Origin of the sequence: Mesorhizobium sp. B3-2-1 (assembly GCF_006439515.1) — a bacterium.
Taxonomy (GTDB): domain Bacteria; phylum Pseudomonadota; class Alphaproteobacteria; order Rhizobiales; family Rhizobiaceae; genus Mesorhizobium.
Genome location: NZ_VFTI01000012.1, coordinates 12,443 through 37,746 on the forward strand (window position 1 = coordinate 12,443; position 25,304 = coordinate 37,746).

The window sequence follows — 25,304 nt, forward strand, 5'->3', positions numbered from 1 at the left end:
GGGCATCTCCCCCACAAGTGGGGAGATCGCCAAATTCGCCTGCCGCGCCTCAAGCCGCCTGCGGTTCCGGATCGAAGGCCGGTCGGCTGGTGTTGATCAGGAGCGAAATACAGGCGGCGGCGATCGCGGTCATGCCGGCAATCAGGAACGCCAGTTCGTAATTGCCCTGCAGTTCACGCATGGTGCCGCCGAAGGCCGCGGCGGTGGCGGCACCCACCTGGTGGCCGGCGACGATCCAGCCGAACACGATCGGCCCGCTGCGGTCGCCGAAGGCTTCGTTGGCCAGCCGCAGCGTCGGCGGCACGGTGGCGATCCAGTCGAGGCCGTAGAGCACGGCGAAGATGATCAGGCTGGTTGCCGAAAAGCCGGAATAGGGCAGGTAGATCAGCGACAGGCCACGGATGGCATAGTAGACGCCGAGCAGCTTGCGCGGGTCGAAACGGTCGGTGAGCCAGCCCGACAGCGTGGTGCCGATCAGGTCGAAAATGCCCATCATCGACAGCAGGCCGGCCGCCTGCACCTCGCCGATGCCCATGTCGCCGCAGAACGCGATCAGATGCGTGCCGACCAGTCCGTTGGTGGTGAAGCCGCAGACGAAGAAGGTGGCGAACAGGTACCAGAACACCCGCGTGCCGGCGGCGCGGCGCAGCGTGTTGAGCGTATGCGCAAGGAAATTGCCTTGCGAGGCCGGCGACACCGGCGGCACATCATCCGCCTCGGCGCCATAGCGCACCATGCCGATCGAGGCCGGGCGCTCCGGCACCAGCAGCCAGACCAGAGGGATCAGCGCCGCTGTGGCGATCGCGACGGCGATGACGACAGGCTGCCAGCCGCCAGCCTGGGCAAGCGAAGCGATCAGCGGCAGGAAGACCAGCATGCCGGTGGCGCTGGAGGCCGACATCAGCCCCATGACAAGGCCGCGATTGGTCTTGAACCAGCGGTTGACGATCGTGGCGCCGAGCACACTGGCGACGGCGCCGGATCCGATGCCGGAAAAGACGCCCCAGGTGATGAACAGATGCCAGGGCTTGGTCATCAGCAGGCTGAGCGCGGTCGAGCCAGACATGATCACCAGCGATGCAAGCAGCGTGCGGCGCAGCCCGATGCGCTCCATCAGCGCCGCGGCGAACGGACCGGTCAGCCCATAGAGCAGGATGCCGACACCCGCGGCCAGCGAGATGGTGTCGCGCCGCCAGCCGAAACTGTTTTCCAGCGGCAGCATCATGACGGAAGGCGCGGAACGCAGGCCGGCCGCGATCAGCAGGCAGAGGAAGATGACACCGACCACGACGAAAGCGTAGCGCTGGCCAAAGGGATGGGATTGAGCTATCATGTTACTGACCGGTACGTTGCAGGATGGGAATGTATACGTACCGATCGGTAACATTGTCAATCGAGTCCCATGATGTCAACCGACAAAAATATTGAACTGACCATCAGCGACGGTCATGCATCGGCGCCACCCAAGGCCGCCAAGAAGATCCTCGATGTGGCCTATGAGCTGTTCTACCGGCGAGGTATCAGGGCGATCGGCGTCGACGAGATCGTCAAGCGCGCCGGCGTCACCAAGCCGAGCCTCTATCGCAGCTTTCCCTCCAAGGACGAACTGGCCGCCTCCTACCTCAGGCAATACGATCTTGAATACTGGGAGCGTTTCGATGAGGCCGTTGCCGCCAATCCCGGCGACCCGCGCGCGCAGATCAAGGCTTTCCTGACCCGCATCGGCAAGCGAACGCAAGTGGCGGACTATCGCGGCTGCGGCATGACCAATGCGGCGGTCGAATATCCCGACCACAGCCATCCGGCCCGCGTCGTCAGCGAGGCAAACAAGCAGGAATTGCGCCGCCGCCTGCGCGCCATGGCGGCTGCGATGGGCGCGCAGGACCCTGACACGCTGGGCGACGGGCTGCTGCTGCTCATCGAAGGCGCCTATATCAGCGGCCAGCTGTTCGGCCTCGGCGGACCGGCACAGTCGGTTGCCCGCAACGCCGACCTGCTGATCGAAGCGAGCTTGAAGAAATAGCCATTGGCGATACGCTGGGACGACCTCCAACGGAGATCTCCGCGATGCGCAGCCTGTTGATCCCGCTCACCTTCGCCGGCCTTTGCCAGGCGGCAAAAGCCGGTGAGATATCCAGCGCCTACACCGACCTCGACTGGAAGAAGGACTGTGTGACTTATGCGCAGGCCGAGCAGGGCGACGGCGACTGGGCCGACCTCGCCTGCTCAGGCTATCGCGGCTATTCCGTGCTGATCGGATATGACGACGCCCGCGAATCGCTGTTCTACGGTTTTCCGCCCGGCGGCGACATGACGTCCGCCTGGGAGAGTTTTTCGGCTTTCAATTCGTCCGCGGCCAAGGTCGAGTGGCGCATCGAAACCAATGGCGACAAGGCCGTGCCATTCGCGGTCATCCACCGCCGCTCGATCAGCGATCCCGAGGACGAGACCAAGAAGACCGAGGTGCTGCTCGTCGCCAAGGTCGCCCAGATGGACGTCCGTGACGGCTGCACCGTCGGCCTGGTGCTGGCCACCGGCAACCCCACCGCCAACGACCAGGCGCGCAAGATCGCCGATGAAAAGGCGAAAGGCTTTGCCTGCGGCAAGGACAAGCGCGTGGTGGTCGGCAACGTGCCGGCTTTCGGCCGGGTCGATAACTGACCGCTCGAGCTACTTGCTCGCCTTTGCCCGGTCGATCGCGTCCATGATCATCTTCTTGGCGTATTTGGAATCGTGCCAGCCCTCGATCTTGACCCATTTGCCGGGCTCGAGATCCTTGTAGTGCTCGAAGAAGTGCTGCACCTGCTGGCGCGTGATGTCGGGCAGCTGCGTGTATTCGGTGACGTTCTCGTAGCGCAGCGTCAATTTTGGCGACGGCACCGCGATGATCTTCTCGTCCTGGCCGGCATTGTCTTCCATGATCAGCACGCCGATCGGCCGCACGTTGATGACGCAGCCCGGCACCAAAGCGCGCGTGTTGCAGACCAGCACGTCGATCGGGTCGCCATCGCCCGACAGCGTGTGCGGCACGAAGCCGTAATTGCCGGGATAACGCATCGAGGTGTGCAGGAAGCGGTCGACGAACAGCGTGCCGGCCTCCTTGTCCATCTCGTACTTGATCGGCTCGCCGCCAATCGGCACCTCGATGATGACGTTGACGTCGTCAGGCGGATTCTTTCCAGTGGCTATGGCTTCGATGCGCATGGCTTTTGTCCCTCTCTCGATCGGCAGGAGATAGCGGGCGGCGCAAAATGGTGCAATGCGGCGAATGGTGCTTAAATGCATCCCGCGAGATGCGATGGCGTTCGACGTGTTCAATCATCGGCACAAGATGTTTCAGCGCCGTGATTTTGCGTGAGTCGGGGACTTCGCCTTCCCCGATCATCCCCCGGCGGTCACTCCCAGACGAAAGCGACCTTCTTCAGCGCCTTCTGCTCGAAAATCTCGACGCCTTCGGCGATGTCGCGGCCGCCAGCCCCGGCATAGAAGGCCAGTGCGTTCTGGTTGTCTTCCAGCGCCCACACCACCATGCCTTTCAGCCCGTGGTCGGCGAGACGTGCCCTGGCTGCCGAAAACAGCCGTCTGCCGAGACCGATGCCCTGATATTCCGGGCGCAGGTACAATTCGTAGATTTCGCCCTGCTGCTTGAGCTCCTTGGCGCGGTTCTTGCCGATCGTCGCATAGCCGGCGATCGTGCCGCCGATCTCGACGACCAGCACGGTGGCGGCGCGGCGGATGGCATTCGCCCACCAATCGGCTCCCCGGCGGTTGATCATCGACGTCAGAGTACGGTGCGGAATGATACCGGAATAGGCGCCGCGCCAGGCTTCCAGGTGCACCTCGGCAATGGCGCTGGCATCGCGCGGGTCTGCCTTCCGAATGTCGATCGTCAGCGTATTCATGATTTGTTAACCATAAACCCGCGTTGCCCGATTGCAAGAGTCGGGGCGACCGATGGTCCGCTTTCGCACAGACGATCATGACGCTGGCGACATCCGGTAAAGCCTGTCAGGAATCCGGCTGAGGAGCGGTTGCAGGCGAGCTTTCAGATTTCGACCAGATGGTCGTCAAGCTCGTTGGTATCGCCCGGCGTGACCGGGAAGTGCTCGGCCAGCACCGCCCCGACCTGCTCGATCGCCTTGACGAAACCGTCGGCAAGCCGGTCGTCGCCGGCATGCGCGGTCAGATCGCGCACCACGCCGTCCCAGACATGCTGGCCGACCTTGGCGTCGATGCCTGAATCGGCGACCACTTCGGCATAGCGCTCGGCGATCGAGACGAAGATCAGCACGCCAGTGCGCGCCGTGGTGCGGTGGACGTTGCGGGCGAGGAACTGTTTGACCGCATTGGCGTGCGCAGCCTGATAGCGCAGCCGCCGCGGCACCATATGGATGCGCAGGCCGGGCAGCGTCCACAGCAGGGCAAGCACGCAGGCCAGCGCCAGCAACTCGGCGATGACGAAATGCGGCAGGCGGATGGTGAGCCACCAGGCCTCCAGCCCATAAGCGACCGCGAGGCTGACGACCAACATGCCAAGCGTCGCCATCAAAGCCGCAGGGGCGAAATAGCCATCGCTTGCATGCGCCACGACGCAATAGATCTCGCCGTCGGTCCTGGATTCCGCCGACCGGATCGCAGCGGCGATGCGTTCATGATCCTGTGGGCTGATCGGTCGTGTTGCCATGATCTTGTCTCACCAGCTTCCTGAAGAACCGCCACCGCCGGACGAGCCGCCGCCACCGGAGAAGCCTCCGCCACCTGAAAACCCACCCCCGCCGGACGACCAGCCACCACCACCCGACGACCATCCACCGGACGACCGCCGGTGCGGCTCGAAGGTCATGCCGAGCCAGCGATAACGTCCGGGGCCGAGCTTCTGGCCGAAGATCGGCGGCAGGACCGAGGCCGCGATGCTGCCGAAGAAAATGATCGCCCAGATGCTGACGAAGACGGCAAAGAACAGGTCGTCGGAATTGAACGGCGCCTGCTCGTTGCGCTTGCCGCGCGCCTCCAGCTCCTCCGGATTGCCTTCCAGCACCATGATCATGTCGTCGACGGCCTTCGAGATGCCGCCGGAGAAATCGCCGGCGCGGAAGGCCGGCACCATGTCGTTCTCGATGATCAGCTTGGTGTGCAGGTCGGTCAGCGTGCCTTCCAGCCCATAGCCGACCTCGATGCGCATCTTGCGGTCGTTGGGCGCCACCAGCAGCAGGACGCCGTTGTTTTCCTTGGCCTGGCCGAGCTTCCAGAAGCGGAACAGCCGGTTGGCGTAAGGCTCGATCTCCTCGCCGCCGAGGCTGGGGATGGTGGCGACGACGATCTGGTCGGAGCCCTTGGTTTCGAAATCGGCCAGCTTCTGGGTCAGCGCCGCTTTGGTCGCGGCATCGATGATGCCGGCATTGTCGACGACGCGGCCCGTGAGCGCCGGCAGATCGGCGGCGAAGGCGGTTAGGGGGAGGAAGAGTATGCTGGCAAGAAGGCCAAGAAAGGAAAGGTAGGTGTTCCGTAGCGCCCCCCTCTGTCCTGCCGGACATCTCCCCCTCAAGGGGGGAGATTGGATGTCATCCAGGGTTTCGCCAATCGTCAAGGTTTGAGACTGGGAGCCGACCGCAAAGCTGCCAATCTCCCCCCTTGAGGGGGAGATGTCCGGCAGGACAGAGGGGGGTGTTTGCATGCCAGCGATCCGTCTTTTCGCGGAATTTATTCCGATGACTTTTCGCCGTTCACCCGCCCTGCTTCGTGCCGAAATCGACCTTCGGCGGCTGCATCTTGTCTTCATCGACGGTGAAGTTCGCGAAAGGTTGATTGCCGCGGAACCAGAGCGTCGCCCACAGCACCGAGGGGAACGTCCTCAGCGTCAGATTGTAGTCCCTGACGGCCTGGATGTAGTCGCGCCGCGCCACCGCGATGCGGTTCTCGGTGCCTTCTAGCTGCGCCTGCAGCGCCAGGAAATTCTGGTTGGCCTTGAGGTCGGGATAGGCCTCCGACACCGCGATCAGCCGCGACAGCGCGCTGGTCAGCCCGGCCTGGGCATCCTGGAACTTCTTGAGCGCTTCCGGGTCCTTCAGCGTTTCCGGCGTCACCGTGGTCTGCGTCGCCTTGGCCCGCGCCTGGACAACGGCGTCGAGCGTGTCCTTTTCATGCGAAGCATAGCCTTTGACCGTCTCGACCAGATTGGGAATGAGGTCGGCGCGGCGCTGATACTGGTTCAACACCTCGCTCCATGCCGCCCTGGCGTTTTCTTCCGCTGTCGGGATCGTGTTGTAGCCGCAGCCGGCAAGCAGCGGCAGCACGATTGCCATCATCAGGAAGGCGGGCAGCGTGCGGAATGTCGATGGTCGAGCAAGGCGCTGGGCAAGCATGATGGGGGTCCCTCGATAGAAGTTGCAGGCGAAGCATTACCACAATCGGCGCGCAAGAAAACGGCCCCGACCCCTGCAGCAGGCTCGGCGTATATCGTGCCGCGCAAGGCCCTGTGATTGGCCGCGCGAACGCGATAAGGTCCGATCAGAACGGGACATCATCATGGCGCGACGCCAGGACAGTGACAGCGAATCGCGCCGCATCCTCCAGCGCGTCGCGCAGGAGACCGATCCGGCCGGCAACTCTTTCGTGGCACGGACGACGAAAGGCATGCGCGACCATGTCTCGGCGGCCGATGCCGACCGCACGGACCCGATCGAAGTCTGGGGCACGCGCGTTGGCAGGATACTAGGCCTGCTTCTGGCGCTGGGCCTGATGGTCTGGCTCGTGCTTTTCCTCACCCGGGGCAGCTAGGAATCAAAAAACAATGAGCGCCGAAAAAACCGACGCGCCGCGCGCGGTCATCGTCATTTCCAGCCATGTCGCCCGTGGCTCCGTCGGCAACCGCGCCGCCGTCTTCGCGCTGGAGACGTTGGGCTTTCCGGTCTGGGCGGTGCCGACAATCATCCTGCCCTGGCATCCCGGCCATGGCCGGGCGACCCGCATCGTGCCGCCGCTCGACCAGTTCAAGGCGCTGATGGCCGATCTGGAGCGCGCGCCGTGGCTGGGTGAAGTCGGCGCCGTGCTGTCGGGCTATCTCGGCGAGGCCGGCCAGGCCGAGGCGGTCGCCTCGCTGGTCGCCGCGGTCAAGGCGAGGACGCCCGATGCCGTCTATATCTGCGATCCGGTGATGGGTGATTCCGGTGGCCTCTATGTGCCCGAGCTCACCGCCACCGCAATGCGCGACCGGCTGATGCCGATCGCCGACATCGCCACCCCCAACCGCTATGAGCTGGAATGGATGGCCGGCGCGCCGCTGCCCGACCTGAAATCGGTGATCTCGGCGGCACTCCATGCCGGACCGTCGACCATGCTGGTCACCTCGGCACCGTCGATGATTTCAGGCGGCACCGGCAATCTGCTGCTCGACGGCACCCAGGCGCTGCTGGCCGAGCACCGCCTGATCGACAAGCCACCGAACGGTCTGGGCGACCTGACCGCGGCGGTCTACCTGGCGCGCATCCTGTCCGGCCAGCCGGCGATCAAGGCGCTGCAGTCGACGACGGCGGCGGTCTACGAGATCCTGGCGCGCACGGCAAAACGCGGCGGCGACGAATTGCAGCTCGAAACCGATGCGCAGAGCCTGTCGCACCCGATGGCCATGGTCCAGCTGCGCCGCCTCACGCATCCGGGGCGGGACCGCCGGGCGTGACCCCGGCCAAAGTCGTGCTCGTCGGCGTCGATGGCTGCAAGGCCGGCTGGATCGCCGTGCTGCGCGAACTCGGTTCGACACCTCGTAACCCCGACGCCGCGCCTTCGGTCGACGTCTTCCCCACCTTCGCTGCCCTGCTGGCGGCGGTCCCCGATGACGCGATCGTCGCCGTCGACATGCCGATCGGTTTACCGGAATTTTCGCAAAAGGGCGGACGCGGACCGGAGGCGCTGGTGCGGCCGCTGCTCGGCGCGCGCCAGTCCAGCGTCTTTTCGATCCCGTCCCGCGCCGCGCTCTATGCCGACACCAGCGGCTTCACCACGACCGAAGCCTGGTACGCGGCACATATCAGGGCAAGCGACGTGGCCAGGACCACATCCGATCCACCGCGCGGCGTTTCCATTCAGGCCTTCGGCATCTTCTCGAAAATCCGCGAGATCGACGCCTTGCTGATCGCGCGGCCCGAGCTGCGCGGTCGCGTCTTCGAATCGCATCCGGAAGTCGCCTTCTGCCGTCTGAACGGCGATCAGGCCATGCTGTTGCCGAAGAAGATCAAGGGAAAAGTCAATCCGGCCGGCATGGCTGAACGCAAAGCGCTGCTTTGCCGGCACGGCTATGACACGGACTTCCTCGACCAGCCGCCGCCACGTGGTGCGTCCGCCGACGATTTCCTCGACGCGGCGGCCATGATGCTGATCGCCGGCCGCATCGCCGGCGGCGAAGCAAAACCGTTTCCCAACCCGCCGCTCGCTGACGGTTTTGGCATACCGGTCGCCATCTGGGCGTGAATGGCTGAAATGGTCGTTGACGTATATCGTGGGGTACGAGAGGAGATTTGATGTTCACCTCTGAGGAGTGATCCTTCATTGATCGATGTAAAGAGCCTCGTTCCTCGCGATAAATTTGACCTGGATGCGGTCACCGCTGTTGAACGAGCGGGTTACCCCGCCATCGCACCCATCCTCGACGACCTCATAGGGTGGACAGCGGACGGCAACTGGCCTGTTGCCCAACCTCTTGCCCATTTCCTCTCGACGCTCGGAGAGCCAATTGTCGATCCGGTTCTCAGAGTTCTTCGCGGAGACGATCCCACCTTTAAATATTTCTGCATCATAATGATCGTCGAGATTTTGCCGATCAACATACTGAAGGCCGTGGAAGACGATTTACGGAGACTTGCGGACAGTCCAAACAAATCCGACAGGATGGAGGAGGTGGACGAAGTCGCCCGCGAAGCCCTGCTGCGCTTACGGCCCTGATGTTGCATCGGCTTTGGACGAATCTCGGTCAAGCCTTGCATCTTGAGTCGTCTTTTATGGCCAGCCCCCGCAATTCTGCATTGCTCGCAGCGGGCTTTTACCGCTAGAGCCATTCGTCGATCGCAACGAGCTGCCGCCTCCAACCGGAAAGGCCTTAGCCGCCCATGCCTCATCTTCCCGACCATCTCCTCGCCGGCTACCGCAATTTCATGAACGGCCGCTACCCCACCGAGAGCGGCCGCTATCGCGAGCTCGCCCGCGAAGGCCAGGCGCCCGAGACCATGATCGTCGCCTGTTGCGATTCGCGATCAGCGCCCGAGGCGATCTTCGACGCCGGCCCCGGCGAGCTCTTCGTGCTGCGCAATGTCGGCAATCTGGTGCCGCCCTACGAACCGGACGGCGAGTTCCATTCGACTTCGGCGGCGCTCGAATTCGCGGTGCAGAGCCTCAAGGTCAAGAACATCGTCGTCATGGGCCACGGCCGCTGCGGCGGCATCCGCGCCGCGCTCGACACCAATTCCGCGCCGCTGTCTCCCGGCGACTTCATTGGCAAATGGATGAGCTTGATCGCGCCGGCCGCCGAGACGGTGTCGGCCAGCACCTTCATGACGGCGACGGAGCGCCAGACGGCCCTCGAGCGCATCTCGATCCGCTATTCCCTCGCCAATCTCAGGACCTTTCCCTGCGTCTCGATCCTCGAGGGCAAGGGGCGGCTGTCGCTGCACGGCGCCTGGTTCGACATTTCGACCGGCGAGCTCTGGGTGATGAACAAGGAGACCGGCGATTTCGAGCGGCCGGCGCTGGAATGAACGGGGCGGCGCGCCAGCTGATAGACGCCAGGCCGGTTGTTTTCACGGCAGCCTTATCGCTGTTGGCGATCATGGCCGCTCGCGCCGATGACCGCGCCATCATCAGCCGCTGGTATTCGGCTCTGCTGGTCGCCGATCGCACCGAGTTGGCGGACCTGCTCGCCGACGACGTCCGCATCAAGCTCGACGATCTCGGCGTCGTCCAGAGCAAGCAGGAATTCATCGCCTCGCTCGACGAATGGAAAGGCGCGGTTGCCGGGGCCGCTATCCGGCACCGCATCGAGAAGAGCGAAGGCGGGGTCACCACCGTGATCGCCTGCTACGATTTCCCCAACAATGACATGCTGATGCAGGAAACCTTCGCGGTGCGCGACAACCGCATCACTGCCAGCTCGCAGGCCGCGATCGCCGAAAACTGCGAAGGCTACTGAGCGGAGCGGCCAACTGGCATATTGCGGGCCCGCGGACCGCGTCCTACATCGGTGACACCCTCCTTCCTGATGCCAGCGAAAGACCCTTCATGCCCTCCACGAAAGTCGTCGATCTCGCCGCCCATCCATTGACCGCGTGGCGAGGTCCGCTCGGCCTGCCCGATTTTGCCCATATTGGCGACGGTGACTTTTCCCCCGTCTTCGACGCCGCGCTGAAGGCGCATGAAGCCGAGATCGACGCGATATCAGGCAACAAGGATACGCCGACCATCGAGAACACGCTTGCAGCGCTGGAACTGGGCGGCGAGGCGCTCGATCATGTCTCGTCGATCTTCTGGTGCCGCGCCGGCGCCTACACCAACGAGACGATCCAGGCGCTGGAGCGCGATATCTCGCCGAAGATGTCCAGGCACTTCTCGGCGATCTCGATGAACGAAAAACTGTTTGCCCGCGTCGACGATCTCTACCAGCGCCGCGAAGCCCTGAAACTCGATCCCGAGACGCTGCGCGTCCTGGAGAAGACTTGGAAAGGCTTCGTCCGTTCCGGCGCCAAGCTCGACGCCGACGGCAAGATACGATTGGCCAAGATCAACGAGGAGCTGTCGTCGCTCGGTACGACTTTCGGCCAGAACGTGCTGGCCGACGAGCGCGACTGGGCGCTGTTCCTCGACGAGGCCGACCTCGTCGGCCTGCCGGAGTTCGTGAAAAGCTCGATGGCCGAGGCCGCCGAGATGCGCGGCCAGAAGGGCTGCTACGCAGTCACCCTGTCGCGCTCGATCTATGAGCCGTTCACCACCTTCTCGGAACGCCGCGACCTGCGCGAGATCGCCTATCGCGCCTTCACCATGCGCGGCCAGAATGGCGGTGCGTCCGACAACACGACCGTGGTGCGCGACATGCTGAAGCTGCGCGCCGAGAAAGCGAAGCTGCTCGGCTACGCCTCCTTCGCCGCGCTCAAGCTCGACGATACCATGGCCAAGACGCCGAAGGCGGTGCATGCGCTGCTCGACCCGGTCTGGGAAAAGGCGTTGGAGAAGGCCGCCGCCGATCAGAAGGAGCTGGAGCGTCTGGCGACGGAAGCCGGCAGCAACGAAAAATTCGCCGCCTGGGACTGGCGCTTCTACCAGGAGAAGCTGCGCGCCGAGAAGTTCGCTTTCGACGAGGCGGAGCTGAAACCCTATCTGCAGCTCGACCGTGTCATCGATGCCTGCTTCGACGTGGCGACGCGGCTGTTCGGCATCACCTTCGAGGAGAAGAAGGGCATCGCCGCCTGGCATCCGGACGCGCGTGTGTTCGTGGTGAAAAACGCCGACGGCAGCGAGCGCGGCCTGTTCCTGGCCGACTATTTCGCGCGGCCCTCGAAGCGCTCTGGCGCCTGGATGAGCGCGCTGAAGTCCGGTTACAAGCTCGGGCATGGCTCGAAGCCGGTGATCTACAACATCATGAATTTCGCCAAGCCGCCGGCGGGCGAACCGGCGCTGCTGTCGGTCGACGAGGCGAAGACCTTGTTCCACGAGTTCGGCCATGCGCTGCACGGCATGCTGACCGACGTCACCTGGCCGTCGGTGTCAGGCACCTCGGTCAGCCGCGACTTCGTCGAATTGCCCTCGCAGCTCTACGAGCACTGGTTGACGGTGCCGGCGGTGCTGGAAAAGCACGCGCTGCATGTCAAGACCGGCAAGCCGATGCCGAAGGCGCTACTCGACAAGATGCTGGCCGCGCGCACTTTCGGCGCTGGCTTCGCCACCGTCGAATTCACCGCCTCTGCCTTGATCGACATGGCCTATCATGCGCGGCCCGATGCGCCGGATGCACCGCTTCGTTTCGAGGCCGAAACATTGGCAACGCTCGACATGCCCGACACGATCGCCATGCGTCACCGCACCCCGCATTTCGGTCATGTCTTCTCCGGCGACGGTTACTCGGCCGGCTATTATTCCTACATGTGGTCCGAGGTGCTCGACGCCGACGCCTTCGCTGCCTTCGAGGAGACGGGCGATCCCTTCAACCCGGCGCTGGCCGAGCGGCTGAGGAAGAACATCTACGCCGCCGGCGGCTCGAAGGACCCCGAAGAGCTTTACACCGCGTTTCGCGGCAAAATGCCTTCGCCGGAAGCGATGATGGTCAAGCGGGGATTGGTGTGATTACCCGATCTCCCCCCTCGTGGGGGAGATGGCCGGCAGGCCAGAGGGGGGCGCTGTCCCGCCGACCTTTCTGTGAATCGCGATTTCGACCTTCGTTGGTTTCTTGTTGTCCCAAGACTATCGGCGCCGCGATCCTTCGCGCCCCCCTCTGCCCTGCCGGGCATCTCCCCCACGAGGGGGGAGATTGGCAGGGTCGCCCGCGGCACCTGCCCAAGGATCAGCCACCCGTGGCCACACTGGCCGGGTCAGCTTGGTATAATTCGTCGCCGCCGGATTGCTGGGATACGAACTCGGCGCCGCGACATAGATGATCTCGGCGGCGATCGGCTCGAAGCCGGCGTAGAAATGGTTCGTCGACTTGATCAGCAAAATGTCTTTCGACAGCGGATCGACGCCGATGTTGGAAAAGACATCCGGCTCGAAGGTCTGCGTGCGGTTGGTGTTCAGGATCACATCGACCTCAGTGCCCTCGATGCGCACCACCGCTGACGGTCCCAATGTCACGCGGCTCGGTCCGAAACTCTGCCAGCCTTCGCTGACAGCCTTCAGCACCTTGACGCGCGCGTCGATCGGCTCGCCCGCCTGTGGCCCGGCCTTGCCGCCGAAGCGCAGGTCGATGACCGCACCCTCGCCCGCCGCCTGGCAGAAAGTCACCGCGATCGGATCCCAGATCGTCGCCACGCCAACGCTTGTGATGCCGCGCGCCAGGAGGTCGCGCAGCACAATGGTGCCGTCGCCCGGCACCCCGCCACCGGGATTGTCCCAGATATCGGCGATGACCACCGGGTTGTCCTTGCGCTGTGCGCGCACCGCGAGCGCCCGCTCGATGCCGTCGGCCGTACTCAGCATGGTCATCGCCGTCGTTTCGCGCATGGCATAGAGCTCACGTCCCAACCTCTCGGCCAGCGCATCGCCCCCGACCTTGTCATTGTCGGTGACGACCAGGATGCGCGTGCCCATTTCCGGCACGTCGGCGGCCATGAAGCCGTGGATGACCGAGACCGACAGCACCCCGTCCTTGCCGTGCAGTGCCTTGATGCGATCGACGAAGGAACGCATCGGCTCGCGGCTGGTCGGCAGCACCTGGATCATGCGGCAGTCGAAGGTCGAGATGACAGGTTTGATCTCGCCGCGCGCCGCTGCAAGGCCAAGCTCGACGACGTGCTCGCCGCGCTCGTAGAAATCGGTGTGCGGGAATTCCAGGAAATAGGCCATGATGTCGGACGCCGCCACGCGCTTGGGCGTCAGATGGCTGTGCGGATCGAACTCGCAGGCGACCACCACCTCAGGCCCGACGATGCCGCGCACGCGCTCCAGCAGATCGCCCTCGCAGTCGTCATAGCCTTGCGCCACCATGGCGCCATGCAGGCCGAGAATGACGGCATCGACCGGAAGTGCCGCCTTGAGCTGGCCGAGGATCTCGTCGCGCAGCGCTTCGTAGGTCTGCCGCTGCACCATGCCGCCGGGCTCGGCCCAGGTCGCGGTGCCCTCGATCACGGTCAGGCCTTCGGCGACCGCGCGACGGCGCAACGCGACGATCGGCGAGGAACAAAGCGTCGGCGTCTCCGGATGCTTGTCCGGCCCGGCATAGAACGCCATCTCGAACGAGGCCCGGTCGGTCGGCACCGGCGAGAAGGTGTTGGTTTCGGTCGCCAGCGAGGCGGTGAAGATGCGCATGAAAGCTCCGTAGACTTCTTGTTTGGCGCAATTCCGGACGGAAAATCGCTGCGCACTTTTCCTGGAATTGCTGGGATCGCTACTTGACCGCCCCGAGCGCGAGGCCCCGGACGAGATAACGCTGCAACCATATGAACAGGATCGCCACCGGCAAGGTGGCCAGCAGCGTCGCCGCCATGACGTGATGCCATTCGATCGTGTAGCGGCCCGCGACCAGCGAGAAGACCTGGATCGGCAGCGTGTAGCTCTCCTGGCTGCGCAGCATGGTGAGCGCCACGACGAATTCGTTCCAGGCATTGATGAAGGTGAAGATCGCCGTCACCGCGATCGCCGGCAGGCAGAGCGGCAAGAACACTTTTCGCAAGGTCAGCCAGCGGCCGGCGCCTTCCATCCAGGCCGCTTCCTCGAGATCGCGCGGAATGGTGTCGAAATAGCTCTGCAGCATCCACACGGTGAACGCGACGTTGAAGGCCATGTAGATGAAGCCGAGCGCGGTGGTCGATTCGACCAGCCCCCAGGCGGCCATCAGCCGGAACAGGCCGAGCACCAGCACGATCGGCGAGATCATCTGCGAGATCAGCAGGAACTGGCGGAACGCGCCGTAACCGGCGAAGCGAAAGCGCGACATCGCGTAAGCCGCCGGCACCGAGATCAAGATGGCGCCGACGGTGGCGATCACGGAGACATAGAGCGAGTTGGCCAACGCCTGGCCGAAGCCGGTCGCTACCCACATGTCGGAAAAATTCGACCAGCGGAACTCGCTCGGCCACCATGTGGGTGTCAGCACCTCGGTCCGCGGCTTCACCGCGGTCAGGAACATCACGGCGAAGGGAAAGATCGTCACCACGATCAAGGGCGCCAGCAGCAGCCAGGCGATGACGGTCCGCTTCAGCTTGCCGGTCATGCGCGCTGCTCCCGCATGGCGAGGCGCACATAGATCATGGTGAAGACCAGCAATATGGCGAACATCACCAATGACACCGCCGAGGCCTCGCCCAGTTTGCCGATGCGGAAGGCGAGCTTGTAGAGATGGGTGACCAGGATGTCGGTCGAATTGGCCGGCCCGCCCTGCGTCATCACCCAGATGATCGGGAACGAGTTGAAGACGTAGATGGTGTTGAGCACGATGGCGATGTTGATGAAGGGTTTCAGCAGCGGAAAAGTGATCTCGCGGAACTGCTGCAGCGGCGTTGCCCCTTCGAGTGCAGCCGCCTCGTAGAGATCGTCCGGGATCGACGACAGGCCGCCGAGGAAGATCGTCGTGGTGAACGGCACCGTCACCAATATGCCGATCAGCACCTGCATCGGAAAGGCGGTGCCGGCCTGTGCCAGCCACTGGATGTTGTGGTCGATCAGGCCAAGCCCGATCAGCGCCGAATTCAGCATGCCGCTTTCGCCGCTCAGCGCCCAGCGCCAGACCACCGCCGTCATGGTCAGCGACACCGCCCAGGGCAGCATGATGATGACGCGGGCAAGGCCACGGCCATAGAAATCGGTGTTGAGGATCATCGCCACCGGGATCGAGACCAGCAGCGCACCGCCGACCACCAGCACGGTCCAAAGCCCCGTGCGCCAGAGGGCCGCGATGAAATCAGGATCGGCGGTCAGCGCGGCGAAATTGGCAAGGCCGCTGAACTCATGCAACTGACCGAAGCGATTGACGTCGTGCGTCGCGATCTGGATCAGGTCCCAGACCGGCCAGAAGATGACCACCGCCGCCAGGAACAGGCTGGGCAAGGTCAGGAGATAGGGCAGGAAGCGATTTTGCATCGGCTAGGTGTACCGTAATTGCCGTGGGCTTGGTGGCCCTTCAATTCCTTACACGCGGTCTGCGCTGCCCCTCACCTGCCTGCCGGCATCCTCTCCCCGTATAGTGACGGGGAGAGGGGCGCTTTCGTCGCCGATTTCGCCAATCACCAGCGTCCAAGAAGGGCGCCGAGGTTGGGGCCAGCCTCTTTCTCCCCGTCGCTATACGGGGAGAAATGCCTGGCAGGGCAATGAGGGGCGGCGCGACATCGACGATCTTGTCCCGATTTGCCTTGTCGGTCTTCGCCATTTATCGCAGGCACCGCTGCATACTTCTTCTAAAAGTGTGGCGCGCCCCACCTGAGTCGGGGGCGCGCCACGGGCGCAGGGAGATACGCCCTATTTCTTCAGCACCGCATTGGCCTTCGCCGCGGCGTCCTTCAAGATTGTCTCGGGATCGCCGCCGAGATAGATCTTCTGCATGGCATCCGAGGTGATCTGGGCGACTTCTTCCCAGCCCGGGATGACCGGCGCGAAACGAGCGTCTGGCAGCAGTGCCGTAAAGGCGGCCAGATCGGCGTTGTTGACGTAATAATCCATCTTGGCCTCTTCCTTGTTCACCGGCAGGAAGCCTTCACCTTGCGTGAACTTGGCGCGCTGCTCCGTGGTGAACAGGAAGTCCATCAGCTTCCAGGCCTCGTCCTTGTTCTTGGAGTTCTTGAACATGATCATGGAGTCGGTGACGCCATAGGTGCCGCGCGCGCCGGTCGGACCCGCCGGAATGGCGGCCACGCCGTATTTGAGACTCGGCGCCTCCTCCTTGATCTGGTTGGACAGGAAGGGCGCCGTGATCATCATGCCGACCTTGCCCTGCTTGAACAGGTTCTGCACGTCCTCGCGGTTGTTGGAGGTGACGCCGGGCTCGGTCAGCCCCTCGTCGATCATCGACTTGTAGAGCTTGGCGGCTGCCAGCGCGCCCGGCGTGCTCAGGCCCGACGTGCCGTCCTGGTTGAGGATCTCGGTGCCCTGCGACCACATCGCGTAGTAGTAATAGACGTCGGTCTCGATCTCCTTGCCCTGCAGACCGAAGCCGAAGGCACCCTGCGCCTTGATCTTGCGCGCATCCTCCTGCAGTTCGGTCCAGGTTGCCGGCGGCTTGGCGATGCCGGCCTTTTCGAACAGATCCTTGTTGTAATACATGGCGCGCGCCGAGGCGGCGATCGGCAGGCCGTAGGTCTTGCCGCCCATGATCGAAGGCGACAGGAAGGTGTCGATGAAGCGGCCCTTGAATTCGGGCGTGATGTAGCTGTCGAGCGGCTCGGCGACATCCTGCTGGACGAAGTCGATCAGCCAGCGCGTGCCGATGATGGAGAGATCCGCATTGGTGCCGGCGGTGATGTCGGTGGTCAGCTTCTGCAAGAGCACATCCCACGGCACCACCTCGAATTTGACCGTGATGCCAGGGTTCTTCGCCTCGAACTCCTTCTTCACCTGCTCGAAGTAGGGGCCGGTCTTGGCGCTGTATTCCGCGACGGTAACCCGCACTTCGCCGGCCTCTGCCTGCGCCGCGAAGGCCAGCATGCCCATTCCGGCCATCAGGCCGGCAGTCCATTTTGCAAGGTTCATCCGATCTCTCCCATTTGTTTCGCGCATTCGCGCTCCTTGTGCCGGTGCTGACACAAGATTTATGTGACTTTCCTACATTATCGATGAATTCGCCGCACGCAAGCGGATTAATATGTTGCTTAATTACATCTCGTTCTTTAGCCTCCCGGCATCTGCCTGACCTGCGGGAGGAGCAAGCGCCGTGGTTTCGAGAGCCGAATTCGAAGGCAGGACCGTCGTGGTCACTGGCGCCGGTGGCGGCCTCGGCTCGGCGATCGTCGCACTGCTGGCCGGCAGGGGCGCGCGGGTGGTCGGCTGCGACCAGTCCGACGAGGCGCTGGCGAGCCCGCACCTTGCCTCGCGCCATGTCTTCGACCTTCTCGATCGCGCCTCGGTCGAAGCCGCGATCGCCGCGGTGCTCGAAAAGGACGGCGTCCCCGACATCCTGATCAACAATGCCGGCTGGACTCGCGCCGAGACGCTTGATGCGCTGACGGCGGACAGGATCGAGCATGAGCTCTACCTCAATTTGACCGGTGTGATGATTTTCGCCGACCCCATCGTCAAGGCGATGGCCGCGCGCGGTTCGGGCAACGTCGTCTTCATTTCCTCCGTCAACGCCATCGCGCATTTCGGCAACCCCGCCTATGCCGCCGCCAAGGCCGGCATCAACGCCTATGCCAAATCGATCGCCGTCGAGCGTGGCCGCAGCGGCGTACGCGCCAATGTGGTCTGCCCCGGATCGATCCGCACCGCCGCCTGGGACCATCGCCTGGCCAAGAACCCTGACATAATCGGCAAGCTGCAGCGGCTCTATCCGCTCGGCCGCATCGTCAACGCCTCGGAAGTCGCCGAAGCGGTGGCTTTCCTTGCTTCCGACCGGGCCTCGGGCGTAACAGGCGTGGTGATGCCCGTGGATGCGGGGCTGACGGCCGGCTGCCTGCCGTTCATCGACGACATATTGGGAGCGTGACCATGACCGACGTCGAGTTTCGCAACCTGTCGAAATCCTTCGGCCAGCACAAGATTCTCGAGGAGATCAGCCTCGACATCAAGAGCGGCGAGTTCGTCGTGCTGGTCGGTCCGTCCGGCTGCGGCAAGTCGACCTTGCTGCGCATGCTGGCAGGATTGGAGACCATCAGTTCCGGCGATCTCCTGATCGGCGGCACGCGCGCCAACGACCTGCCGCCGCAACAGCGCAACATCGCCATGGTGTTCCAGTCCTATGCGCTGTTCCCGCACCTGAAGGCTTCCGACAATATCGGCTTCGGTCCGAAAATCCGGGGCGAGAACCGCACGGCCATCGACCAGAAGGTCAAGAAGGCGTCCGGCGTCCTCAACCTGTTCTCTTACCTCGACCGCTATCCCCGCCAGCTCTCGGGCGGCCAGCGCCAGCGCGTCGCCATGGGGCGCGCCATCGTGCGCGAACCCTCGGTGTTCCTGTTCGACGAGCCGCTCAGCAATCTCGACGCACAGCTGCGCGTGCAGATGCGCACCGAGATCAAGGCGCTGCACCAGCGGCTGAAATCGACCATCGTCTACGTCACCCACGACCAAATCGAGGCCATGACCATGGCCGACCGCATCGTCGTGATGGATCGCGGCAGGATCCAGCAGGTCGGGGCGCCGCTGGAGCTCTACGACAGGCCGGCCAACAAGTTCGTCGCCGGGTTCCTCGGCTCGCCGTCGATGAGTTTTGTGTCCGGTGCCCTCAAGACGACGCCCGAGAAAACCTGGTTCGAGTCGGTCGGCGGCGGCCGGCTTGCGCTCGCTGGCAAGCCGGTGCCGGCAGGCAGTGCGGTGGAGGCGGGCATCCGGCCCGAGCATTTCATCGTCGGTGAAGCCACCGATGCCATGACGCTCAAGGTTGATGTCGTCGAGCCGACCGGTTCCGAAACCCATGTCTACGGCGCCATTGGCACTGATACGGTACGCGCCGTGTTCCGCGACCGGCTGCCGGTCCGGCCAGGCGACCTGCTGCCGGTCTCCGTCGATCCCGGCAACATCCATCTGTTCGACACGGCGACGGGCCTGCCGCTGAGATGACGACGGAAACGCTGATATGAAGACGCCTGCCGACATCATCACGCGGCTGCAGCTGATGTCGCAGGACGGCACCAAGTCGGATCGCCGGCTGGCGAGCCTCGTTCTGTCCGATCTCGACTTCGCCTCCAAGGCCGCGATCTCCGAGATCGCCGCGCGCGTCGGCGTCAGTGAGCCGACGGTCACCCGTTTCTGCCGCAATCTCGGCTGCGAGGGCCTGCGCGACTTCAAATTCTATCTGGCGCAGGCCATCGCCATCGGCGGCCAGTATCTGTCGCCGGAACCGCTGAGCCGCGACGCCCGCGAGCAGCGCATCGCATCGGCCATCACCGAAGCGGCTGTCACAGCCATCCAGCGCGCCAGCGAGAATCTCGACATGACGACGCTGGTCGACGTCGCCGCGCGCCTTGCGGCATCGGGCAATGTGCTGTGCATCGGTTCGGGTGGCATTTCCTCGATGATGGCTACCGAGATGCAGAACCGGCTGTTCAGGCTCGGCCTGCCGGTGCTGGCGCAGATCGACGGGCAACTGCAGCGTATGTATGCCGCCGTCGCCACGCCGGACACCACCGTGGTCGCCTTCTCGGTCTCCGGCTACGCGCGCTCGGTCATCGAGGCGGTGCAGGTCGCCCAGCAATATGGCGCCGCCACGGTGGCCGTCACCGCGCCCGACTCCGCATTGGCCAAGGCCGCCGACACGGTCATCCACCTGCAGCCGCTCGAGGATGGCAACATCTACAAGCCGACATCGTCGCGCTACGCGCTGCTGGCGATCGTCGACATGATCGTGACATCGGTCGCCGAGACGCGCGGCCCGAAGGTGCTGGAGAACCTGCGCCGCATCAAGCAGAGCGTGAACACGCTGAAGGTGGACGATCCGCGTTTGCCGCTGGGAGATTGAACTTCAGGCAGAGGATTGATCGCAGAGCACTTCGACACTTCTTGCCAGCGCCTCCGGATCACCCACAATGCGCAGCGTCTTGAGCCGGGCCGTGCCGCCGGCAAAGACCGAAACGGCCGATACCGGCACGCCCAGCGCCTTGGCGACCAGCTTCTCCAGCGCTTGATTGGCGGCGCCGTTTTCCGGCACGGCGCGGACCCGCGCCTTCACGTGACGTCGTCCGTCCGCCGATGTTTCGACGCCTTCGAGCCGGTCCACGGAAGACTTCGGCGTTAGCCGCACGAACAGATCGACGCCGTTCTCGCGGATGCGGAACGGCGCGCTCATGCGATCGTCAGGCCAGTAGCAGCGGCGCGATCGTGGTGAGAATGAACTGCCTGAGGAAGAACAGGATCAGCAGCAGGATGATCGGCGAGATGTCGATGCCGCCAAGGTCGGGCATGAAGCGGCGGATCGGCCGCAGCGCCGGCTCGGTCAGCCGGTAGAGCATGTTGCCGATGCTGCCGACGAACTGGTTGCGCGAGTTGACGACGTTGAAGGCATAGAGCCAGGAAAAGATCGCCGAGGCGATGATGACCCACCAATAGAGGTCGAGCGCCATGACGATGGTTTGAATGAGGGCGAGCATGCCGGTCTCCAATTGTTGCCGACATGTAGCCATTACGCGCCAAACCGGCAAGGGCAGGTTCCACCCATGTGACCGGCTGTCGGGTTTTCGGTGAAGCGCCGCCTTGACAGGAAACCGCGTCGCCCGATAAATGCGCCATCCGCTGGACGGGGCTGTAGCTCAGCTGGGAGAGCGCGTCGTTCGCAATGACGAGGTCAGGAGTTCGATCCTCCTCAGCTCCACCAGCGGAATAATCGATTGTCCGGCTTTCCCGCGCGGCAACGCCCAAACGTCATCCGATACGTCGAGATGCGTCACACGGCGTCAATGCCCCCAAAAATGGCCAGATGCGATTTCGCGTTCCCAAGGCGAAATGGTTGTCAATTGGACTTATGGCGATGGGCCTCTGTACGGTCGACACTATTTTTTTTGGAAGCCGCCCCATTAGACTGGCGTTGTGTCGTGCTGTTCGAGGCTGGCCATATCGGCCAGAACATGATGCTCACGGCAACCAGGCACGGCCTGTCGGCCTGTCCGACGGCGGCGCTGAGCCATTCGGCGATCAAGCGCCTTCTGGGCCTCGACCGTCTTACCGACGCGCCCATCTATGCATTGACCCTCTCAACCCCGGAACTTGATCCGCATTCGGCGGTTCGGTCGATCAATTAGCCGCCTCAACATGTCCAGTGCAGCCGGTACGCGTTCCCAGAGTTCCATCCGATGACAGGAGCAGCACGTGTCAAAGCAGTCCTTACGTCAGTCAGAGCTCGATAGTCTCCAATATATCGCGACGATGTCCAACGAGCTGGTGCAGATGGCCGAAGCAAGCCGTTTTCCCATGATCTCCTATCTGCTCGGCATGGCCTATGCCGAAGCCTTCGATGTCTTGCGCGGCGCACGCCCGGCCAGACAAGCGCAGCTTGGCGGCAACCCGATGCACCCCAAGGCACATGCGAAAGGCAACCACGCTCAGCCAAGGACAGCGTAGAGCGCACATGATGCAGACCATCGAGATCAATGGCGCCGGCGATCCTAGCCTTAGAATCCTGCGCACCAAATGCCGCTTCTACCTGGAACAGGTCGAGGCGCTCTGCCAGTCGCTGAGCCAGCGATAGACACCGTTCAATTCAACCTGAACACGAATGGCGCCGTACGGCTGACGCGCGAGCCGAGTTCCGGCGGCGGCGCCGGCACGGTGGCGCCCTGCAGCACCGCGAGCGCGGCACGGTCGAGTTCGGCATCGCCGGACGAACGGACGACCCGGGCCGACAGGATCCGGCCGGACGGGTCCATCGTGAAAGTCACGTTCACATTGCCCTGCGCGCGCCGGGATCTCGCGGCACGCGGGTAGCGCTTGTGGCGGTTGATCCACGCCGTCAGCCGCGATTCCCATTTGGCCGGGCTGAGACCTGAAAACCCCGGCGCGGATCCCGGCGCCGCTGCCCTGGCGGGCCTGGCCTCGGCGCTCGCGGCACTTGCCGTCTTCGGCGGTGCCGCCTTTTCCTTCTTCGGCTTTGGCTTGGGCTTGTCGACAGGCTTTTTGACCTTGGCTTCGGTCGGTTTCTTTTCCTTGCGCCGCTCCGTCGGCCTTGCCTGCGGCGGCGGAACGACAACCTCCGGTGCGACGGTCTCGACAGTATCGGGGACGACCTCCTCCAGCGGCGGCCGGTCGACCGGTTCGGCCTTCGCGATCTCCGTAGGCCCGTCCGGCGGCACCGTTTCCGGCTCGGCAACAGGCTCCGCTTGCTCGACCACCTTGTCGGGCCCGGTCTTCTCGGTCTCTTCGAACGGCTCGGTCTGGTCGGGAATGGCCCCGTTGAGCATCGCTGCCTGTTCGGGCACCGCCGGTGTCACCATCATCGGCACCATGTCGATCACCGGGGCCGGCGGTCCGCTATCCGACGGTTCGACTGGACCGAATTTCTGCACGACATAGGCGACCGCGACATGCGCGCCAAGCATAAGCAAGGCCGCACATGCCCACAGGCCAAGGTCGCGCCAGCCGAAGCGCGACAGCGCCACCGTTGGCGAGGCGGCCGATCGTGTCATGGGGCTGCTGCCGTTCCCCCTGGCACCGATGCGGCGGCATCACCAGCGGGCGCGGCCTCCAGGCCGACCAGGGCGACCTTCAGATAGCCGGCGCCGCGCAGCAGGTTCATCGCCTCCATCAGGTCGCCATAGGCGACCGCCTTGTCGGTGCGCAGGAAGATCCGCGTCTGCTTGTCCCCTTTGGTGCGGCTGTCGAGCATGGCGGCAAAAGCCGGGCGCGGCACGGCGTCATTGCCGATCGCGAGCGTGAGATCATCCTTCAAGGTCAGGAAGAGCGGTGTCTCGGGGCGCGGCGCCGGCGTTGCCGTCGAGCCGGGCAGGTCGACATTGACATCCACCGTCGCCAGCGGCGCGGCGACCATGAAGATGATCAGGAGCACCAGGATGACGTCGATGAAGGGCGTGACCTTGATCTCGTGGTTCTCCTCGAGATCGTCATCCATGATCTGGCGGATCCGGCTGCCCATGGCGCCTCTCCCACTATTCGACCGCCAGCGCCGTCGCGGGTGCGACGGTGCGGAAATCGAGGTCGCGGCTGACCAGCCGTTCGACGCCCGCCGAGGCGTCGGCCAGGATCTGCCGGTAGCCGGCTATCGAGCGGGCAAAGACGTTGTAGATCACCACCGCCGGAATTGCCGCCACCAGGCCCATCGCGGTGGCCAGTAGCGCCTCGGCGATGCCTGGCGCGACCACGGCGAGATTGGTGGTCTGTGCCTGCGAAATGCCGATGAAGGCGTTCATGATGCCCCAGACGGTGCCGAACAGGCCGACGAAAGGCGCGGTGGAACCGATCGTCGCCAGCAGGCCGGTGCCGCGCGCCATGCGCCGCGACGCCGCCGCCTCGATGCGCGACAGGCGCGAGCTGACCCGTTCCTTCAGGCCGTCTCCGCCGACATGGTCGAGCGCACCGGCCGAAAGCGCCGTCTCTTCCTCCGCCGCCCGCACCAGGAGCGCGCCGGGGCCGCCGCTGCGGTCGAGCGCGCGGCTCGCCTGCTTCAACGTCGCGGCATCGCCGATCGCGCGGACGGCATGGCGGACGCTCAGCTTGCCACCGAAAATCTCCAGCGATTTGGCCAGCCATATCGTCCAGGTGACCAGCGACGCGAAGGCCAGTCCGATCATCACCGCCTTCACGATGATGTCGGCGGCCATGAACATGCCCCATGGCGACAGGTCGTGCGGCAGGGTCAGCTCCATCGCCCCAGCAGCCGTCGCCCTCGCCGGCAGATGTCGCCGGTGCTGCAACCGCCGGGGTAGCGGGTGCCGGCGCGGGTGCCTCGACTGCTGGAGCAACGCCGGCAGGTTGCTCCTGGGCCATCGCGCCGGTCGCCGCCAGGATCACCAATGCGACCAACGCCGCCAACAAACCATGTCTCGACACGAGCTTCTTCCTTTGTTCTCCTCTGGTCATGCATTTCTCCAGTGCGGCCGCGGCATTCCAATCCCGGCTGCGGCTGGCAGATGCCCGGCTGACTATAAAACATGAACTTTCTAGTCAACATTGAAGATGACTACAACACTCAACAATCTTTGGAATACGCCGTGAAGCCCTGAACCGCTAACGCACCAGTGGCCCGCCGATATCCCAGGCCGTACGATGCCGGGCATCCGGTATCGCCGCATCGATGCGAACTCGCTAGGGTGATCCGGCGGCAAAGGAGCTCCGGATGATCAAGGCAACACCTTTCGACTACCCCTATGACGGCGGGCTGGTTGCCGAAAACACCGCGTTGATCGTCATCGACCTGCAACAGGATTTCCTGTCGACATCGGGCTATTTCGCCAGGAAAGGGTATGACCCCTCGCCGCTGCGGGCGATCCTGCCCACGGTGAACCGCCTGATCGCGGCCGCGCGCAAAGCTGGCGTCACGGTCATCCACACGCGGCAGGGTTATCGTACCGACATGGCCGACATGACGCCCTATGAGAAATGGCGCCGCAAGCGTGCCGGCCTCGATGGCACCGATATCCTGCTGCGCTCGGGCGCAGGGTTCCAGATCGTTCCGGAGATCGAAGTCGCGCCGCACGACATCATCGTCGACAAGACCTGCAACAGCGCTTTCACCTATACGGATTTCGAGCTTGTGCTGCGTGCGCGAGGCATCACGCATCTGATGTTTTCCGGGTGCACGACGGATGTCTGCGTCCACACCACGCTGCGCGAGGCCTGTGACCGCAATTTCCAGTGCCTGACGATCTCGGACGCCTGCGCCAGCGGCGATCAAAGGGCGCATGAGGCGGCGCTTCACATGGTGACGGTCGAGGACGGCGTCTTCGGCGTGCTGGCCGATTCGGACGCCGTCATCGCTGGCTTGTCGCGGCTGGGCGACAGACCTGAAGCAACTGACGATTGACTGG

At 64.0% G+C, this 25,304-nt stretch carries 29 protein-coding genes, 1 tRNA gene and 1 pseudogene; 16 read left to right on the top strand and 15 right to left on the bottom strand.

Features of this window, described 5'->3' with window-relative positions; translation table 11 throughout:
• Positions 1–49: 49 nt before the first annotated feature.
• Complete coding sequence (locus FJW08_RS14230; RefSeq protein ID WP_140811096.1) at positions 50–1,333, bottom strand: MFS transporter; 1,284 nt, start codon at positions 1,331–1,333, stop codon at positions 50–52.
• A gap of 72 nt (positions 1,334–1,405) precedes the next feature.
• Here FJW08_RS14230 and FJW08_RS14235 point away from each other — a divergent pair, with 72 nt between their 5' ends.
• Together FJW08_RS14235 and FJW08_RS14240 are read left to right on the top strand one after the other, a co-directional pair.
• Positions 1,406–2,023, top strand: coding sequence for a TetR/AcrR family transcriptional regulator (locus FJW08_RS14235; protein ID WP_140811097.1), 618 nt, complete (start codon positions 1,406–1,408; stop codon positions 2,021–2,023).
• A 44-nt stretch (positions 2,024–2,067) separates the two neighbouring features.
• The gene (locus FJW08_RS14240; protein ID WP_140811098.1) at positions 2,068–2,661 is read left to right on the top strand and encodes a hypothetical protein; all 594 of its coding nucleotides are present in this window, start codon (positions 2,068–2,070) and stop codon (positions 2,659–2,661) included.
• Between the two features lie 9 nt (positions 2,662–2,670).
• Here FJW08_RS14240 and ppa read toward each other — a convergent pair whose 3' ends face one another.
• The 5 genes from ppa to FJW08_RS14270 form a co-directional block, all read right to left on the bottom strand.
• Positions 2,671–3,204 carry an inorganic diphosphatase gene (gene ppa / locus FJW08_RS14245; protein WP_140503932.1) on the bottom strand — a complete coding sequence of 178 codons (534 nt, stop codon included), beginning with the start codon at positions 3,202–3,204 and terminating at the stop codon, positions 2,671–2,673.
• 191 nt (positions 3,205–3,395) lie between these two features.
• The gene (locus FJW08_RS14250; protein ID WP_140811099.1) at positions 3,396–3,902 is read right to left on the bottom strand and encodes a GNAT family N-acetyltransferase; all 507 of its coding nucleotides are present in this window, start codon (positions 3,900–3,902) and stop codon (positions 3,396–3,398) included.
• Positions 3,903–4,045: 143 nt separating this feature from the next.
• On the bottom strand, positions 4,046–4,684 hold the full coding sequence (locus tag FJW08_RS14255; protein ID WP_140811100.1) for a TPM domain-containing protein: 639 nt from the start codon (positions 4,682–4,684) through the stop codon (positions 4,046–4,048).
• A 9-nt stretch (positions 4,685–4,693) separates the two neighbouring features.
• Complete coding sequence (locus tag FJW08_RS14260; RefSeq protein ID WP_140811102.1) at positions 4,694–5,545, bottom strand: YgcG family protein; 852 nt, start codon at positions 5,543–5,545, stop codon at positions 4,694–4,696.
• A 178-nt stretch (positions 5,546–5,723) separates the two neighbouring features.
• Positions 5,724–6,362: a LemA family protein gene (locus tag FJW08_RS14270; RefSeq protein WP_140811103.1), complete on the bottom strand. Its 639-nt coding sequence runs from the start codon at positions 6,360–6,362 to the stop codon at positions 5,724–5,726.
• Positions 6,363–6,525: 163 nt separating this feature from the next.
• Here FJW08_RS14270 and FJW08_RS14275 point away from each other — a divergent pair, with 163 nt between their 5' ends.
• The 7 genes from FJW08_RS14275 (at position 6,526) to FJW08_RS14305 (ending at position 12,318) form a co-directional block, all read left to right on the top strand.
• Complete coding sequence (locus tag FJW08_RS14275; RefSeq protein ID WP_140761639.1) at positions 6,526–6,777, top strand: hypothetical protein; 252 nt, start codon at positions 6,526–6,528, stop codon at positions 6,775–6,777.
• A gap of 13 nt (positions 6,778–6,790) precedes the next feature.
• On the top strand, positions 6,791–7,675 hold the full coding sequence (gene pdxY / locus FJW08_RS14280) for a pyridoxal kinase PdxY (protein ID WP_140811104.1): 885 nt from the start codon (positions 6,791–6,793) through the stop codon (positions 7,673–7,675).
• A complete protein-coding gene (locus FJW08_RS14285; RefSeq protein ID WP_140811105.1) occupies positions 7,672–8,463 on the top strand; it encodes a DUF429 domain-containing protein in 792 nt (263 codons plus the stop codon). Before pdxY ends, FJW08_RS14285 begins: the two co-directional genes overlap by 4 nt.
• Before the next feature lie 78 nt (positions 8,464–8,541).
• The gene (locus FJW08_RS14290; RefSeq protein ID WP_140811106.1) at positions 8,542–8,934 is read left to right on the top strand and encodes a DUF5071 domain-containing protein; all 393 of its coding nucleotides are present in this window, start codon (positions 8,542–8,544) and stop codon (positions 8,932–8,934) included.
• 164 nt (positions 8,935–9,098) lie between these two features.
• On the top strand, positions 9,099–9,743 hold the full coding sequence (locus tag FJW08_RS14295; protein ID WP_140811107.1) for a carbonic anhydrase: 645 nt from the start codon (positions 9,099–9,101) through the stop codon (positions 9,741–9,743).
• Positions 9,740–10,174: a nuclear transport factor 2 family protein gene (locus FJW08_RS14300; protein ID WP_140811109.1), complete on the top strand. Its 435-nt coding sequence runs from the start codon at positions 9,740–9,742 to the stop codon at positions 10,172–10,174. The genes FJW08_RS14295 and FJW08_RS14300 overlap by 4 nt, the downstream gene beginning before the upstream one ends.
• Before the next feature lie 89 nt (positions 10,175–10,263).
• The gene (locus tag FJW08_RS14305; RefSeq protein ID WP_140811110.1) at positions 10,264–12,318 is read left to right on the top strand and encodes a M3 family metallopeptidase; all 2,055 of its coding nucleotides are present in this window, start codon (positions 10,264–10,266) and stop codon (positions 12,316–12,318) included.
• 117 nt (positions 12,319–12,435) lie between these two features.
• Here the strand turns inward: FJW08_RS14305 and FJW08_RS14315 are convergent, their stop codons facing one another.
• The 4 genes from FJW08_RS14315 to FJW08_RS14335 all read right to left on the bottom strand — a co-directional run bounded on the left by FJW08_RS14315 (position 12,436) and on the right by FJW08_RS14335 (position 17,367).
• A complete protein-coding gene (locus FJW08_RS14315) occupies positions 12,436–13,995 on the bottom strand; it encodes a M81 family metallopeptidase (protein ID WP_246682342.1) in 1,560 nt (519 codons plus the stop codon).
• A 79-nt stretch (positions 13,996–14,074) separates the two neighbouring features.
• Positions 14,075–14,899: a carbohydrate ABC transporter permease gene (locus FJW08_RS14320; RefSeq protein WP_140811112.1), complete on the bottom strand. Its 825-nt coding sequence runs from the start codon at positions 14,897–14,899 to the stop codon at positions 14,075–14,077.
• The gene (locus FJW08_RS14325) at positions 14,896–15,765 is read right to left on the bottom strand and encodes a sugar ABC transporter permease (protein ID WP_140811113.1); all 870 of its coding nucleotides are present in this window, start codon (positions 15,763–15,765) and stop codon (positions 14,896–14,898) included. Before FJW08_RS14325 ends, FJW08_RS14320 begins: the two co-directional genes overlap by 4 nt.
• A 375-nt stretch (positions 15,766–16,140) precedes the next feature.
• Complete coding sequence (locus FJW08_RS14335; RefSeq protein ID WP_140811114.1) at positions 16,141–17,367, bottom strand: sugar ABC transporter substrate-binding protein; 1,227 nt, start codon at positions 17,365–17,367, stop codon at positions 16,141–16,143.
• A 181-nt stretch (positions 17,368–17,548) separates the two neighbouring features.
• On the opposite strand from FJW08_RS14335, the gene FJW08_RS14340 reads away from it, so the two are divergent.
• From FJW08_RS14340 to FJW08_RS14350, 3 genes are read left to right on the top strand one after another with little or no spacing between them, the layout of a single operon-like run.
• Entirely contained in the window at positions 17,549–18,319 is a 771-nt protein-coding gene (locus tag FJW08_RS14340; protein ID WP_140811116.1) for an SDR family oxidoreductase, read from the top strand.
• Positions 18,320–18,321: 2 nt separating this feature from the next.
• The gene (gene ugpC / locus FJW08_RS14345) at positions 18,322–19,392 is read left to right on the top strand and encodes a sn-glycerol-3-phosphate ABC transporter ATP-binding protein UgpC (protein ID WP_140811117.1); all 1,071 of its coding nucleotides are present in this window, start codon (positions 18,322–18,324) and stop codon (positions 19,390–19,392) included.
• A gap of 16 nt (positions 19,393–19,408) precedes the next feature.
• Positions 19,409–20,290 (top strand): MurR/RpiR family transcriptional regulator, encoded by an 882-nt coding sequence (locus FJW08_RS14350; protein ID WP_140811118.1) that lies wholly within the window; start codon positions 19,409–19,411, stop codon positions 20,288–20,290.
• Positions 20,291–20,293: 3 nt separating this feature from the next.
• Here FJW08_RS14350 and FJW08_RS14355 read toward each other — a convergent pair whose 3' ends face one another.
• Both FJW08_RS14355 and FJW08_RS14360 read right to left on the bottom strand, forming a co-directional pair.
• Positions 20,294–20,617 (bottom strand): DUF167 domain-containing protein, encoded by a 324-nt coding sequence (locus FJW08_RS14355; RefSeq protein ID WP_140811119.1) that lies wholly within the window; start codon positions 20,615–20,617, stop codon positions 20,294–20,296.
• 7 nt (positions 20,618–20,624) lie between these two features.
• Positions 20,625–20,918 carry a YggT family protein gene (locus tag FJW08_RS14360; protein ID WP_023771816.1) on the bottom strand — a complete coding sequence of 98 codons (294 nt, stop codon included), beginning with the start codon at positions 20,916–20,918 and terminating at the stop codon, positions 20,625–20,627.
• Positions 20,919–21,066: 148 nt separating this feature from the next.
• Between FJW08_RS14360 and FJW08_RS14365 the strand changes: the two genes are divergently transcribed.
• From FJW08_RS14365 to FJW08_RS14375, 3 genes are all read left to right on the top strand, one after another.
• A tRNA-Ala gene (locus FJW08_RS14365) sits at positions 21,067–21,142 on the top strand.
• Positions 21,143–21,359: 217 nt separating this feature from the next.
• Positions 21,360–21,566, top strand: a complete 207-nt coding sequence (locus FJW08_RS14370) for a nitroreductase family protein (RefSeq protein ID WP_246682344.1) — start codon at positions 21,360–21,362, stop codon at positions 21,564–21,566.
• Positions 21,567–21,633: 67 nt separating this feature from the next.
• Entirely contained in the window at positions 21,634–21,885 is a 252-nt protein-coding gene (locus tag FJW08_RS14375; protein ID WP_140811120.1) for a hypothetical protein, read from the top strand.
• 134 nt (positions 21,886–22,019) lie between these two features.
• Here the strand turns inward: FJW08_RS14375 and FJW08_RS14380 are convergent, their stop codons facing one another.
• The 3 genes and pseudogenes from FJW08_RS14380 to exbB form a co-directional block, all read right to left on the bottom strand.
• Positions 22,020–22,946 (bottom strand): energy transducer TonB, encoded by a 927-nt coding sequence (locus tag FJW08_RS14380; protein WP_140811121.1) that lies wholly within the window; start codon positions 22,944–22,946, stop codon positions 22,020–22,022.
• Positions 22,943–23,413, bottom strand: a complete 471-nt coding sequence (gene exbD / locus FJW08_RS14385; RefSeq protein WP_140811123.1) for a TonB system transport protein ExbD — start codon at positions 23,411–23,413, stop codon at positions 22,943–22,945. The genes FJW08_RS14380 and exbD overlap by 4 nt, the downstream gene beginning before the upstream one ends.
• 13 nt (positions 23,414–23,426) lie before the next feature.
• Positions 23,427–24,327 (bottom strand): annotated as a pseudogene (exbB, locus tag FJW08_RS14390) (tonB-system energizer ExbB).
• A gap of 286 nt (positions 24,328–24,613) precedes the next feature.
• Between exbB and FJW08_RS14395 the strand changes: the two are divergent.
• Positions 24,614–25,300 (top strand): isochorismatase family cysteine hydrolase, encoded by a 687-nt coding sequence (locus tag FJW08_RS14395; RefSeq protein WP_140811124.1) that lies wholly within the window; start codon positions 24,614–24,616, stop codon positions 25,298–25,300.
• Positions 25,301–25,304 lie beyond the last annotated feature (4 nt).